Here is a 14,704-nt window from a genome sequence, read left to right as displayed (position 1 = left end):
TGGTAACGGTTTATAAATCAAAGTCATCTACAGGAAACAACCTTTCCCCTTCACAAAGGTATGACTGGGGAATTCCAACTTAACAATTTTTTCCTGCCTGAAAGGTATGATAGGATAAGTTAATTTAAAAAATATCATCAGTGGACGGTCTCCTCCATCAAATCACTGGAAGATACGTTCCCCTTCTTTTTGGGAGGATCATTGGGTTTTTGCGAAGGCTTTTGTCTGATAAAAGGATATGTCACCTGTTGCCAGAAACCTTTGGGAAAATCCTCCACGCCGTCAAAGCCCAATGGCTCGTCCCTGCCTTCATGGGGGATGTAGGCGGTACCAAAAAGGTAATCCCATATGCTTAAGGTGAGTCCGTAATTCACCCCATAACTGCCCTCCGGTAATTTTTTGGCATGATGCCATATGTGCATGATAGGATTGTTCAACACATATTTTAACGGCCCATAAGTGATTCTCAAATTGGCATGGTTAAGATGGCCGATGGCCGTGGTGAAAATGTGGACCAGGAAAAAATCTTCCAATCCAAAGCCGATCATGGCCAATGGGACATACTGGGCACTTTTATACAGGATGGTTTCCATCCAATGAAATCTCAAATGGGCCGCGAAGCCCATTTGCTCCACAGAGTGGTGTACCTTATGGTATTCCCATAGCGCCGGCACCCGGTGCAGCAGCCGATGAACATTCCATTGTATAAAATCAGCCAAAACAAAAAGCAGCAGGAGTTGCCCCCACTTGGGCCAGGAATTCACTTCAATTGCCACCAAGTTGGTGATACCGAACAGGGCAAGAAAATCATTGAAAGCCTCCACCGCCACGTTGGATATGGCGTTATAGGCAATAAGGGAAAAAAGAAAAAAATTGAAAAACATATAAAAACCATCCAGCCAGAAATCCTTGCGGAATATGGGTTGTTTTTTTCTCCAGGGAAAAACAAGTTCCAGCAGCCAAACGGTTAAAGACAAGCCCAGGAGCCACCAAAAGTAGTTTTTCCATGAAGGATACATGATCTCGTTGACCAAATAATGGAAATATCCATAATAAGCGTTGCCAATGATCTCAATATATTTTTCCATTATACTGAAAAGACGGAATTTGAATTTATCCCCAATTTAACAATTAATCCATATAATCTTTAATGGCTTCCCCCATATCCATCACTTGCTGGCCATTTAAGGCACCTTCCACAATGCTGCTTCCTACAGCTGACCGATAGCCTCCCGAACAATGGACCACTACAGGTTTATCCGCCGGAATCTCATCCACCCTTTCCCTCAATTCCGGCAAGGGTATGTTAATGGCGCCTTTAAATATGCCGTTGTCTTTAAGTTCGCTTACATTTCTTACGTCCAACACGGTGTAGGCCTGCTTTTCAGATTCAAACGCTTTCTTATCGAATTTATCCATTTGCTCCCCGCCTTGCCGGGTATAGACGAAAGTCCCCTTGATGTTTAATTCATACCCGATCTTGGCGGCCTTTTGAATCAAACGCGCTAAGTCTTGTTCATTTTGGGCTACCAGATAATAGGCCTCATCTGGCCCCACTATACTGCCCAACCAGGTCTCAAATTTGTTATCCAGCATGATGTTGATCGCCCCCTTGATATGGGATTTTTTAAAAAAATGATCCGGTCTGCCATCCACTACAAGGGCTCCCTCTTCTGGCTGAAAGTTTTCATCGAACTTTCTCACCTTATTGACACTGTCCCGATAAGCCGGCGCACCCTGTTTGTTCAGGTCTACGTCATAAGGAAAATATTTGGGAATAAAGGGCTGGTCTTCCAGCAAAAGATCCACAAAATCGTCTTCGTCCATAGGCTGTAAGGCATAATTCCCCACCTTTTCCGCTCCTATAGTACTTTGCTTGGCGTCACTCATCGCTTTGCCGCAGAGTGAACCGGAGCCATGTGCAGGATAAACCACCACATCGTCATCAAGTTCCATCAATTTACTGCGTAGCGTATTGTACATCATTCTTGCCAGTTCCTCCCTCTTGGCCTGCATTTTACCTGTCTTTTCCCTGAGATCGGGCCTCCCCACATCGCCGATAAAAAGGGTATCCCCTGTAAAGACCGCCTTATCTTTTCCCTTCTCCGACAATACTATGCTGATACTGTCAGGAGAGTGCCCTGGGGTATGCACCGCCCTTAGACGCACATCATTTCCAAATACTATTTCATCCCCTTCATCAAATGATTGGTAAGGGTAGTCAGCCCCTACCAATTCACTTGTGTAGATCAACACGCCTTTTTGCCGGTGGATCTCTAGATGGGAGCTCACGAAATCTGCATGGGGATGGGTCTCTATTACCCCCTTGATCTCAGCACCGTGGTCTCCGGCAAAATCATAATATGGCTGTGGGTCCCTTGCCGGATCTATCAAAATGACCTCGCTGCCTGATAAAACGGCATAAGAAAAATGGGCAAGCCCCTTGTCCTCGAATTGTTTGATGCTATAATTTCTCATTTCAAATCAGTTAGTTTTTTCTTGGGTCTACTTGGATCTATGAACCATCCGCTCAATTCATACACAAAACTAATATGCCGTCCGGTCCCAGTCTGTGAGAATGGTTACAGAAGATAGGTTTCATTATTCAAAATTCTATAAAAGACGGGGTTTCGCACCTACTTTTATTTTTTTTTATTATAATTATAAAGATATGGTTTCAAACTTCACTTTTTATCATGTATTTCAATATTGATCCAAATACCGTACCTGGTCTCCACATTCCTGAAGGTGCCTGTTTTGAGAAGTGGTCATTCTTTACGACAGTGTCCGAGTCAGTCCTAACAAGGTTTACTTAAAATCATCAAAACCCCATGAATTTAGCTGCAATTGATATCGGAACCAACTCCATCCACATGATCATCGTAAAGGTGCTTGCCAAAGATAATTTTGAGATTCTTATGCAGGAAAAGACCATGGTCAAATTGGGTTCCGGAGTGTTTGCCACCAAAGAACTGAGTCCAACAGCCTTCGAGTCCGGCATAGAAACCATCAAACGCTATGTTCAACTCGCCGACCAGTATGGGGTGGATGACATCATCACCTCAGCCACCAGTGCCACCAGGGAGGCAAAAAACGGCAGGGAATTTCTGGATCGGCTAATAGCAGAAACAGGGATTTCCCCTCAGCTTATCCCGGGAAAGGAAGAAGCAAGGCTAATTTTTATGGCCGTCAGAAGGGCCATCGCATTGAAAAAAGAAAAAGTATTGGTATTGGATATAGGCGGAGGCAGTACAGAAGCGGTAACAGGCGATGATAGCAGTATTGACTATGCCAGTAGCATCAAGCTGGGTGTATTGAGACTGTTGGACTGGGTGGGACATGAAGGTGCATTGGACAAAAAATCTCAGGATGAATTGGTAAATCACATCAGACAGACCGCGGAAAAGAACATGACGAAAGCCCGGGAAGCAGGTTTCAACCGCGTTATCGGTACTTCAGGAACCATAAGGACCCTTGCGGAAGCCTGTCTGTCCAAAACCAAAAACCCCTCTCCTGAGGCCGTCAATGCCGAAGTCGTCTCATTAAAGGACCTCGAAAAACTCAGGGAAAAACTGGTCAGGCTTTCTCCGGAGAAAAGGGCTGAAATCACAGGCATCAGTAGCAACAGAACGGATGCCATACACTTAGGCGCTATATTGTTGGTAGAACTGCTCCATTTGGCTGGCACCAAGGAAATCACCATATCGGATGCATCTCTCCGGGAAGGGATGATCATCAACCATATCGAAAAACATGGTGTTCAGGTAACTGAATCTGTTTTGGGAAAAAACGTCAGGGAGCGGAGCACCTTTTTGTTGGCCATGAGGTATGAGGCAAACCTGGAAGAAAAAAAACATATAGCCAGATTAGCACTCCAGCTGTTCGATCAACTCAAACACCTTCACCATGCGGGGGATTATGAAAGGGAACTGCTCTATCATGCCTGTCTGGTATTTGATGTAGGACTTTACGTCAAATTTCAAAATTACCACAAGCATTCCAGATACATTATTGAAAACAGCTTGCTGAGAGGTTTCACCAATGAAGAGGTACTCCTCCTAGGATACCTTGCCCGGTATCACAGAAAAAGTGGCCCAAAGAAAAAACATAAAAAATTCAGGAAACTCAGCCAACAGCAACGTAGCCAGTTATCCTTACTATCGGGAATATTAAGGATAGCCGTAGGTTTGGACAAAACAAAAAACCAATGGGCCCAAAATGTTTATTGCCTCCCGGAGGACGGAAAACTGACCATCAAGGTATTCGGACAGGAAAATCTGGATTTGGAAATCTGGGAGGCCCAACGTTATTCGAATACGCTGGCAAAATACCTACACAAGGAGATCCATCTAGAAAACGGCTAAGAAAAACCATGCCCTGATGTGATATTTATCACTTTTTATGTGCATGTTTTTATTGAATTTTGCAAGAAGAAAAACCATAGATGCAGATGCTCACCAATATCAAATCAAATATGATATTTAGGGTTATTTGTTGGTGAAACTGCCGGTTCCCAAGAGTGCCTGGTTGCTTAACCCGAAAATTGACCCTTGACTCAAGGTGATCCGCTTCAATCAGATGAGGTTAGATAATGAAAACAGATAAGCTATTCCCATTCCTGCAATGGCTTCCTTCTTATGGCAAAGATCAGTTGAAAGGAGATCTTTCAGCCGGGCTTACTGTCGGTATCATGCTTATCCCCCAAGGCATGGCGTATGCCATGCTGGCCGGACTGGAGCCGATACACGGCCTTTACGCCGTCACCATACCCCTGATGCTTTATGCCCTGTTCGGTTCCTCCCGCCAGCTCGCGGTGGGTCCGGTGGCCATGGTTTCATTATTGACCGCTGCGGGAATCAGCGGTATGGGAGCGGACGGCCCCGGGGAATACCTGTTGTACGCCCTGACGCTGGCTTTTCTGGTGGGCTTGATCCAGTTTTCCATGGGCATTTTCCGGTTAGGGTTTGTGGTCAATTTCCTCTCCCACCCTGTCATCAATGGGTTTACTTCGGCCGCAGCCATTATCATTGGACTAAGCCAGATAAAACATCTTTTGGGAATCAGTCTTCCAAACAGTGAACACCTTGATATCATGGTGCTGGCTATTTTGGAAAACATCTCGGGAATACATTGGGCCACAGTGGCGCTGGGAATCATGGGGATTGTTATTATAAAGTATGGCAAAAGAATCCATCCGGCTTTTCCCGCCCCTTTGGCTGCCGTGGCGGTCGGGATATTAATGGTCTGGGGATTGGGGCTGGATACCCTTGGGGTCAAAACGGTAGGAAATGTCCCTTCCGGACTCCCTTCCTTTTCCGCTCCTTCGTTTGACTTATCCGGCTGGGGTACCTTGTTTCCCATTGCCTTGACCATATCCCTGGTAGGCTTTGCAGAAAGCTATGCCATCGCCAAAACCGTCCATGCCCGGCACAAAAACTACCGGTTAGATGCCAACCAGGAACTCCTCGCTCTGGGCATAGCCAATCTAGGCGCGGCCTTTTTTAAGGGTTATCCGATCACCGGCGGATTTTCCCGCACCGCTGTCAACAACCAGGCAGGCGCCAAAACCACCCTGGCTTCTGTCTTCAGCGCCATTTTGGTGATGCTCACCCTGCTCTTTTTCACCGGATTATTTTACCACCTGCCCAATGCCATCCTTGCGGCTGTTGTATTGGTTGCCGTTTCCGGGTTGATCGATTATAAAGAACCCCTTAATTTATGGCACAAGGATAAGGCTGACTTTTCGATGTTATTGACAACGTTTCTTATCACCCTGACCTTGGGGATTGAAACCGGCATCCTTGCCGGAATGGCGCTTTCACTGCTTATGGTGATATACAGGGCTTCACGGCCCCACATGGCCCAGCTGGGAAGGGTGCCGGGCACAAATGTTTTCAGAAACATCAAACGCTTTAAAAACCTGGAAGTCAAGGAGGATTTGTTGATGGTAAGAATAGACGGTCCGATATACTTTGCCAATGTGGAATATATACGGGAAAAGATGGAAAAATGGATACGTGATCGCAACGGAAAAACCAAAATGATCATCCTTAATCTCGAAAGTGTCACCAGCATTGACAGCACAGGAGCCCACGAACTGTCGGAATGGATAAGCAACTGGAGGGAGTTTGAAATGGACATCTGCATTTCGGGAACCAAAGGCCCGGTCCGTGATGTGCTCAATAGGTGGAATCTCATTTCCTGTATTGGAAGTGACCACGTATTTATGGATGACCAGACAGCCGTGGCCTTTTTTGACCAAAAATTGGATCAGGAAAGCATTCAGAAATACGCGCCGTATGCGCTGCAAAGTAATTCGGATAAAAAAATCGATAAATCGCGGATATAGTGGGAACGTGATGAAGAGTGGCGGTTTTGTCCGCTGATTATACTAATTTTCGTGGATATTTTGTCTTTAGAAATTCTCAAAATGCAGTTTACGCCAAATCCCCGGTAATGAAATTGGCCCCAAAAAAATTTGGGGCCAATTTGCTTTAATCAAAAATCAATCTTAAACCCTACAAAAATTTCAATTCCTGAAAATCTCAGGAAGACTTTCCCTGACCGAAAACTTGGTCAAAAATTTCCTCACTGTTTTGTAATTGGCTACTTTGTCGTAGTCCATCTCATCCACAGATCCGCTCAAAATATAAACCTCCGAATTGATGTTGGCTTCGCCCAGTCTTTCCAAAAAATCCCAACCCGTCATTTGAGGCATGACAAGGTCGACAAAAAGATAATTAGGTTTGATCTTACCCACTTCTTTCAGCGCTTCGGTGGCGCTCGAAAATTTAAAAACCCTGCAGGGGCCCTTAAAACTTTTGTAAATAAATTTTTCAGTTACAAAATTACTGACATCATCATCGTCAACCAAAACTATATTTACCATTTACCTACAATTTTATAGTTTTAAAAAACATTATAAGCTATACAAAATTAACAAAAGTTCGCATACGCACAAACAATTTGCTTATTTTTTTACCATTTTTTTTGCTTTTCATATCTATATTTTTGTATTTTAAAAATAAACCAAGAAATTGCTTTTTTGCCGATGCTTACTGAAAAGAATGCAACAAAAGCTTTTATAAATACCGAAACCCTCTAAAAAGGATCCCAAAAGCTCCATTATACCTTAGTTTATCCCCATGGCTTACACCAGTCGTTTCAAATAATCACCATAACCGCTCTTTCCCAAAGAACCGGCCAGCTCCAACAAGCGGGTTTTGCTAATGAATCCGTTTCTATAGGCGATTTCCTCAATACATCCGATTTTTAGTCCCTGTCTCTCTTCAATCACCTCCACAAATTGCGCTGCCTGAAGCAGTGACTGGTGGGTACCTGTATCAAGCCAGGCCGTGCCGCGGTTAAGGATGCCTACGTTTAATTTCCCCTTCTTCAAATAGACGTTGTTTACATCGGTAATCTCCAGTTCCCCCCTGTCGCTGGGCCTGATGTTCTTAGCAATCTCCACCACCTGATTATCATAAAAATACAACCCAGGGACCGCAAAATTTGATTTTGGCATGGAAGGCTTTTCTTCAATACTGATCACTTTATTGTTTTCATCAAATTCCACCACCCCATAGCGCTGGGGATCGTTGACATGGTAAGCAAAAACCACGCCCCCATCAGGATCTGTATGGGCTTTCAGGGTCTGGTGAAGCCCGCTGCCATAAAATATATTGTCGCCCAGAATCAGGGCCACTTTGTCAGAACCGATAAAATCCTCACCGATGATAAAAGCCTGAGCCAGGCCTTCGGGTTTCGGCTGAATGGCAAAAGAAAAACGACAGCCCAGTTGGCTGCCATCCCCCAGTAATTTCTGAAAAGACGCATTGTCTTCGGGGGTGGTTATAATTAAAATATCCCTGATCCCCGCCATCATCAGTACAGATAAGGGATAGTATATCATGGGTTTGTCATATACGGGCATCAATTGCTTGCTCACAGCGATAGTAAGGGGATACAGTCTGGTGCCAGACCCTCCCGCCAGGATAATTCCTTTCATCAATGTCAGGTTTTTAGAAGAATACTATTAAACAACAACTTAAAACGGCTTTCAAAAATGATTCATCAGACTCAGATTAATTTTGGTCCAATCATTGTAATAATGACCAAAGCATAATTAGAGATTAATTTAGCCAAAGTTATAAACAATAACTCATGTCTAAACAATGAACGTCAAAAAAGTGTGTTTTTTGATCCCACGTCGGTCAAAAAACATATAGGTTTATCCGATTTGCCGTTTTATAATACCCTACGACTACCAAATACCCTTCCAAAATTCCCCTGCAATGAAATCCCTGTTCTCATATATCGGCCTTACTATCACCCTGTTCCTTGTTTCCTATCAACTGTCTGCCCAAGATTTTTACAAAGAAAAGATACCCAGAAACTATTATTACCAGGGAGGCATTGGATTGGGCACTATGTATGCTGATAATGGAGGGAGCATACGGATGTTTAACGTTAAAGTCAGGCCCTCTTTATCAGGTGCTGTGGGCAGAAAAATAAGCAGACTGGTAGATCTGAAGACCTATATGGGATATCAGAATTTTCAAAGCCAGGATATAGATTATTTCAACCCGAATGTCGTCAACCTTTGGAAAGAGTGGGGCCAAGCTGTGGAAAGCAGGGGCAATGTGTTCTATATGGACCTCATGCCGACCGTCAATTTATTCAAAAGCAACAGCCATACCGATAGGAAAGATTTCAACTTGTACATGGGCACAGGGTTGGGAGTCCTGATAAACTTCAGCAATGAGACCAGACTGGAAAACGAAAACCGGGTGACTACCTCGCACGATCATTTTGCAGCCTATATCCCCGTAAGAGGCGGTATCAGTTATCGGTTGGACATTTATTCCGATATCGCCATCGAAGGAAGCTTGATGTTCACTTTTTCCGATCATTTGGATGGAAATGAAGGGTTTAACAGGTTCAATGATCATCTGTTAAACGGCCAGATAATTTACAGAAGATATATTTTGTCCAGAAAATCCATGCATTGATCCGCCCCACCCGCCTCAAGGGAACTTTTTGGCAGAAAAACGGCTTAATTGATGTATATACATTTAACTCATTATGAAGACACTTATCAAAACCATAAGGCCCTTGGGTTTTCATTGGCAAACCCAAGACCCGTTTTTATTTTGTGCTTACCACCATGACATCTTCCCAAAAGGAAACGGCGATATGGGCCCGGATGCATCTCTGTCCGGCCGAACTATCGGTCAGGACTTTGTCCAGAAGGACGGCTGGCGGATGTACCATGGCTCTAAAGTTCCCGGTTTCCCCGCCCATCCCCACAAGGGTTTCGAAACAGTGACCTTGGTAGAACGGGGGTTGGTAGACCATTCTGACTCCCTGGGCGCAGCGGGCCGTTTTGGCAACGGTGATGTGCAATGGATGACAGCCGGCGGAGGTGTGATGCATTCTGAAATGTTCCCTCTGCTTAAAGACGACGAAAAGAACGAATTGTTACTTTTCCAAATCTGGCTTAACCTTCCGAAGGCCAAGAAAAACGTCCCCGCCCATTTTAAGATGATGTGGAACGAGGACATCCCCCTTGTAGAGGAAAAGGATGAAAACGGCCGTATCACCAGAATAAAAATAATAAGTGGGAGCCTGGGTAAAAAACATTCTCCGGCTCCGGCCCCGGACTCCTATGCGGCAGATCCTGACCATGAAGTGGCTATCTGGCTCATCCATATGGAACCCGGAAGCAAATTCACTTTGCCCGCTGTTTCCGGCGAGACCAACAGAAGTCTCTTTTTTTATAAAGGAGGCACAATAGCTATAGAAGATCAAATAATAGATGCCGGCCATTCTTTGGATCTGAAACCGGGAGCGCCATTTACCTATACCAATGGTGACACCCCTTCCGCGCTTCTTTTCCTACAGGGAAAACCCTTGAACGAGCCGGTGGTCCAACATGGCCCCTTTGTCATGAACAGCAACCAGGAAATACAGGAGGCTGTTTATCAATACCAAAGGACGCAGTTCGGCGGATGGCCTTGGCCAAGCACTGAACACACCCATCCAAAAGAAAAGGGGCGGTTCGCTGTTCACGCGGATGGAAGAGAGGAAATCAAATAAGTCCAAGGAAAAGAGGCTGTGCAGGGAGTGGATTCCATTTCTCCCCATACAGCCTCTTTTATTATCTTAAGAATGCCTTATTTCACATAGGAAGCCCTGGCCAAAAAGTCAAAGCTTTTTTCCACGCTCACAATGGGTTCATAGTCATACCGCTCCACCTCAACAAAATACCCTTTCATCCCTTGGGCATAAGCCGCCTTGAAAATAGGTTTGAAATCCATATCCCCGCTCTGGCCGATTTCTTTTTCATCTTTAATATGCAAAAGCGGAAAACGCCCCTTATATTTTTTTAGATAGTCAACCGGGTCGTAGCCGCCTTTTTTGGCCCAGTAGACATCCAACTCCATGCAAAAAAGAGCGGGATCAGTGTTTTCAAGCATAAAGTCATACATCACTTTCCCTTCGATTTTCTCAAATTCCCTGGAATGGTTGTGAAACCCAAAGACCAATCCGTTCGACTGCGCTATTTTTCCGATGTGGTTATAGTAGTCACACCACACCCGTAATTCATCCAAAGTGGAAGGGATGGGCATGGAAGGCTTGATCAGATAAGTGGCCCCCACCGCGGCATGGTCTTCAGCGGCCTTTTTCCACCAGTCCATGGCTTCCTCATGGCTGTCTTTTGAATAATCCCGCGGGCCGCCCACATGGGCACTCTGCATGGTCATGCCAAGGTCAGAAACGATTTTTTTCATTTCCGCAGGTGTTTTACCGTAAATCTTACCGTCCTGGTAATTGGCTGCTTCCAGGTTCCGGTAGCCGATCTCTGACACTTTTTGGAGCACAGGTACCACGTTATCATTGATATCCTCTCTTAACGAATACAGTTGTAACCCTATGTTTTTGCCGGGCTTGTCGGCAGCGTCAAGCCAGCTATGGCTCAAAACACCCCCCATCGTCAGTAAGGAAGCTTTTTTAAGGAAATCTCTTCTTTGTTGTAGATTTGTCATGGATTTATTGTTTTTAATAGGTTTTATTAGTTGTCGGGACGCTCCCTGTTGGCATCCGCGTTCGGTATATAAAAATAAGGCCTTTTATATTTAAACTGCTCATTAGGGATAAAAAGCGTAATTTTTTTTAACTTGGAAAGCTGAAAAAATACAGTCACAAATTTAAAAAGCTTTGTTTGATGGAAGTATTAGGGATTGATATTGGAGGATCGGGCATCAAAGGTGCTCCGGTAGATATTGAAACCGGTGAACTGACTGCAGAAAGGTTCAGGGTGCCCACCCCTAAACCTACCAAACCTGATGGTGTAGCCGACGCTGTCCAATCCATCGTTGACCATTTTAACTGGAAAGGCCCAATAGGTTGCGGTTTTCCTACCGTGGTAAACAACGGGATATCGATGACCAAAAGCAACATCCATAAAAGCTGGGTGGGAGTAGCCGTGGACAAACTCTTACAGGAGCGGACAGGACTACCCGTCACTGTCATCAATGATGCGGATGCGGCGGGTTTGGCAGAAATGAGTTTCGGTGCCGGGGTGGGGAAAACAGGGCTTGTCATCACGGTAACCATTGGCACCGGATTGGGTACCGGTGTTTTTTACGATGGCAAATTGATTCCCAACTTTGAATTGGGAAGGATCTTCTACAAAAACGGTGAGATCATTGAATATTTTGCTGCGGATTCTGCGAGAAAAAAAGAGAACCTTAGCTATAAAAGCTGGGGGAAGCGTTTTAATAAATTCCTGAAACATACGGTCCGCATTTTGTCTCCCGATTTATTCATCCTGGGTGGGGGTGCCAGCAAAAAAATGGACAAGTTTATCGATACCATCACCATTGACGTGCCTGTCATTGCTGCGGAAAAAGGAAATGATGCCGGAATCATCGGCGCAGCGGTGGCAGCCAAAGAATGGCCTGTAGTCCAAATTTGATCTTAAAAATGGGCAGGCACTTTTGGGTATTCGGTCTTTTGTTGTTCATCATTCCCCTGAACAAATCCTGGAGCCAGGAAAATATGATCATGACGGTAAAAGGCAGTATTCTCCCGGAACAATTGGGAACTACCTTGATCCATGAGCACATCCTGGTAGACTTTATCGGGGCCAGTGAGATCAAACGGGCCCGCTGGAACTCGTCCGAAGTAGCAGAAGTAACGCTCCCTTATTTAAAGGAGGCTAAGGACCTCTCCATCAATAGCCTGATTGATTGTACCCCCGCTTATCTGGGAAGGGATCCCTTGTTGTTGTATGAGTTATCTGATAAAGCAGGCCTGCATATCCTTACCAATACCGGCTACTATGGGGCGGTAGACAATAAGTACCTTCCGGCGCATGCCTTTTCTGAATCCGTAGAACAGCTGGCGGAAAGATGGGTTTCAGAATGGAAACACGGAATAGAAGGCACAGAAATACGTCCGGGTTTTATCAAAATAGGAGTGAATAATGGCCCTCTGTCTGAAATCCATCAAAAACTCATACGGGCAGCTGCCCTGACTCATCTCCGGACCGGGTTGGTGATCGCATCCCATACAGGTCCCTATTTGCCTGCAAAACAGCAGATTCAGGTTCTTTTGGAAGAAGGAGTGTCTCCCGAGGCTTTTATTTGGGTGCATGCACAGGCGGAAAAAGATTATAGCAAACACACCGAGATGGCGGGGAAAGGCGTGTGGATCAGCCTTGATGGCATCAACGAAGATAACCTGCATGAATATTTGGAAATGGCCCAACACCTTAAGCAGAATGGATTGACCCACAAAATGCTTATTTCACATGATGCCGGTTGGTACTCTCCAGGGGAAGAAAGCGGAGGAGATTTCCGGCCATTCAGTACCATAACCCGAAAATTTATTCCCCTGCTGCTGGAAAATGGATGGGAAGAGGCAGACATCAGGCAATTATTGGAAAAAAATCCTGCCAAGGCATTTGCTGTTCGCGTCAGAAGCACTTCTTAATACCCTTTAACCGTTCCTGAACAAATCAAATAAATATACAAACGACTCAAATTACCTAAATGACCAACCCATGAAAATCAACAAAATGATACCCGTTTTTTTACTGATGTTTTTCAGCCTTTCCCTGCTGTTTGCCCAAGAGGTGAAAATGAAAAGCATTTTTAACGGCAAAAACCTCAAAGGATGGACGGTAGAGCCTGCTGAAAACATCTGGTGGAAGGTAGAGGACGGGCTGCTGTCCGTAAAAAATGACCCCACCAAAACAGGTTCCACCTTATGGACAAAAAAGAAATACAAAGATTTTATAGTAGAGCTTGATTTTCTAATGGGTGATGGCGTGGTAGATTCGGGCGTGTTTTTGAGATCTGAAAAAGACCAGATACAAATAGGGATCTCAGGTTCGCTGAAGCGGGATATGACAGCTTCCCCCTACATCCCGGGCAAAGCCTATCCCGTAGAAGCCGAAGGGGTGCCAGCCCTGTTAAAAAATGATGACTGGAACACCATGAGGATAAAATTGGTGGACGAAACCTACACCGTCTGGCTCAACGGAAAAGAAGTGATGACCTATACTTCAGAGAACATGCCGGAAAAGGGCCCGGTTGGCCTACAGCTTCATCCGAATAATGAGATGAGTATTCAGTTCAAAAACATCAAAATAGGCAATCTCTGAGTTATTGATCACGAAAAAGCAGTCCGCGATCTTTTCTCTATGATCAATTATAATAGAATCCGGATATAACCTGAAATATCATGATTGACAGGACACTGGGTGGAAAAGTGTCAAGTTCCTGAATGACATTCGTCATGTTTATAATCAGCTGTATTTTGTTATTTTGGGGTATACCAAAACAAAACCCGAGAAAAACATGAAAAGAATTGTTGTTCCCATCGACTTTTCCCCTTATTCAGAAAAAGCCTTTTTAAGTGCGGTAAAGATTGCAGCCAAAGGGGATGCCTCCATAACCTGTATCAATGTGGTCAATACCACAGTAGATTGGAAAAACCTATCCGAGAAAGAAAAAGCCAGGCATCAGGAAATCCTCGACAGGCAATCAGAGGCAATTGATAAACTAAAGGCCTTCATCATAGACCATAAGGTGAAACATAATCCCGTAGAGGCAGTGGTAGAGGTAGGAATTCCCGCGCATTGTATAGCAGAAACCGCAAAAAAACAAATGGCAGACCTTATCATTATCGGTGCTTACGGCAGGGGCTACGAAGAAGGCAAATTCATAGGCTCGACCATGCAAAAAGTCCTTCGGTTCGCCGATTCCCCGGTATTGGCAGTAAAAAGAGTGGTGGATAGAAGGGCCATGAAAAAAATGGTCTTCGCCTCCCTGTTCAACGAGGACAGCAGGCCTGCTTTCGTCAGGATGAAACCTTTGATAAAATCCCTGGGAGCCTCCGTCTATTTCCTTTATATCAATACACCATCGAAGTTCACCAACAGCGGCAAAGCTGAAGAATTGATGCGTAAATACGGTTCTGGTAATGAGGACCTGATTATCCACAGGCATATTTATAATCATGACGAAGCGGAAAAAGGGATAATCGATTTCTCGGAAAATCAGAAAGCAGGCTTGATCGGGATCGCCTCCAACACCCGTAAATCCAATTCAAGCTATCAAATAGGTGTTACGGAAACGGTATTGTACAAGACCGAGATCCCGGTTTTGAGTGTGAAATTTGAATGACCAAACGG

13 protein-coding genes are annotated in these 14,704 nt (G+C 44.7%); 8 read left to right on the top strand and 5 right to left on the bottom strand.

Going from position 1 to position 14,704, the window contains the following annotated elements:
- Window positions 1-137 precede the first annotated feature (137 nt).
- Window positions 138-1,088: a sterol desaturase family protein gene (locus ACFPFU_RS23255; protein ID WP_377068688.1), complete on the bottom strand. Its 951-nt coding sequence runs from the start codon at window positions 1,086-1,088 to the stop codon at window positions 138-140.
- A 43-nt stretch (window positions 1,089-1,131) separates the two neighbouring features.
- On the bottom strand, window positions 1,132-2,478 hold the full coding sequence (locus ACFPFU_RS23250; protein ID WP_377068686.1) for an MBL fold metallo-hydrolase: 1,347 nt from the start codon (window positions 2,476-2,478) through the stop codon (window positions 1,132-1,134).
- A gap of 353 nt (window positions 2,479-2,831) precedes the next feature.
- Between ACFPFU_RS23250 and ACFPFU_RS23245 the strand changes: the two genes are divergently transcribed.
- Both ACFPFU_RS23245 and ACFPFU_RS23240 read left to right on the top strand, forming a co-directional pair.
- Complete coding sequence (locus ACFPFU_RS23245) at window positions 2,832-4,364, top strand: Ppx/GppA phosphatase family protein (protein WP_377068684.1); 1,533 nt, start codon at window positions 2,832-2,834, stop codon at window positions 4,362-4,364.
- 227 nt (window positions 4,365-4,591) lie between these two features.
- Window positions 4,592-6,349, top strand: a complete 1,758-nt coding sequence (locus ACFPFU_RS23240) for a SulP family inorganic anion transporter (RefSeq protein WP_377068682.1) — start codon at window positions 4,592-4,594, stop codon at window positions 6,347-6,349.
- 180 nt (window positions 6,350-6,529) lie between these two features.
- On the opposite strand, the gene ACFPFU_RS23235 is transcribed toward ACFPFU_RS23240, so the two are convergent.
- Window positions 6,530-6,889 (bottom strand): response regulator, encoded by a 360-nt coding sequence (locus tag ACFPFU_RS23235; RefSeq protein ID WP_377068680.1) that lies wholly within the window; start codon window positions 6,887-6,889, stop codon window positions 6,530-6,532.
- A 261-nt stretch (window positions 6,890-7,150) separates the two neighbouring features.
- Window positions 7,151-8,008 (bottom strand): glucose-1-phosphate thymidylyltransferase RfbA, encoded by an 858-nt coding sequence (gene rfbA, locus ACFPFU_RS23230; protein WP_377068678.1) that lies wholly within the window; start codon window positions 8,006-8,008, stop codon window positions 7,151-7,153.
- 286 nt (window positions 8,009-8,294) lie between these two features.
- Between rfbA and ACFPFU_RS23225 the strand changes: the two genes are divergently transcribed.
- Both ACFPFU_RS23225 and ACFPFU_RS23220 read left to right on the top strand, forming a co-directional pair.
- Complete coding sequence (locus tag ACFPFU_RS23225) at window positions 8,295-9,011, top strand: hypothetical protein (RefSeq protein WP_377068676.1); 717 nt, start codon at window positions 8,295-8,297, stop codon at window positions 9,009-9,011.
- 73 nt (window positions 9,012-9,084) lie between these two features.
- Window positions 9,085-10,098, top strand: coding sequence for a pirin family protein (locus tag ACFPFU_RS23220; protein WP_377068674.1), 1,014 nt, complete (start codon window positions 9,085-9,087; stop codon window positions 10,096-10,098).
- 77 nt (window positions 10,099-10,175) lie between these two features.
- Here ACFPFU_RS23220 and ACFPFU_RS23215 read toward each other — a convergent pair whose 3' ends face one another.
- Window positions 10,176-11,048: a sugar phosphate isomerase/epimerase family protein gene (locus ACFPFU_RS23215; protein WP_377068672.1), complete on the bottom strand. Its 873-nt coding sequence runs from the start codon at window positions 11,046-11,048 to the stop codon at window positions 10,176-10,178.
- 179 nt (window positions 11,049-11,227) lie between these two features.
- Between ACFPFU_RS23215 and ppgK the strand changes: the two genes are divergently transcribed.
- The 4 genes from ppgK to ACFPFU_RS23195 all read left to right on the top strand — a co-directional run bounded on the left by ppgK (window position 11,228) and on the right by ACFPFU_RS23195 (window position 14,696).
- Window positions 11,228-11,980, top strand: coding sequence for a polyphosphate--glucose phosphotransferase (gene ppgK, locus ACFPFU_RS23210; RefSeq protein WP_377068670.1), 753 nt, complete (start codon window positions 11,228-11,230; stop codon window positions 11,978-11,980).
- Window positions 11,981-11,988: 8 nt separating this feature from the next.
- Window positions 11,989-12,999 (top strand): phosphotriesterase family protein, encoded by a 1,011-nt coding sequence (locus ACFPFU_RS23205; RefSeq protein WP_377068668.1) that lies wholly within the window; start codon window positions 11,989-11,991, stop codon window positions 12,997-12,999.
- Window positions 13,000-13,069: 70 nt separating this feature from the next.
- Window positions 13,070-13,672 (top strand): 3-keto-disaccharide hydrolase, encoded by a 603-nt coding sequence (locus ACFPFU_RS23200; RefSeq protein ID WP_377068666.1) that lies wholly within the window; start codon window positions 13,070-13,072, stop codon window positions 13,670-13,672.
- A 196-nt stretch (window positions 13,673-13,868) separates the two neighbouring features.
- Window positions 13,869-14,696 carry a universal stress protein gene (locus ACFPFU_RS23195; RefSeq protein ID WP_377068664.1) on the top strand — a complete coding sequence of 276 codons (828 nt, stop codon included), beginning with the start codon at window positions 13,869-13,871 and terminating at the stop codon, window positions 14,694-14,696.
- The last annotated feature ends 8 nt before the right edge of the window (window positions 14,697-14,704 follow it).

The organism is Negadavirga shengliensis (assembly GCF_042652345.1).
Taxonomy (GTDB): Bacteria; Bacteroidota; Bacteroidia; order Cytophagales; family Cyclobacteriaceae; genus Negadavirga; species Negadavirga shengliensis.
Note: the sequence above shows the minus strand (reverse complement) of the source record. Positions and strands in the feature narration are given on the sequence as shown.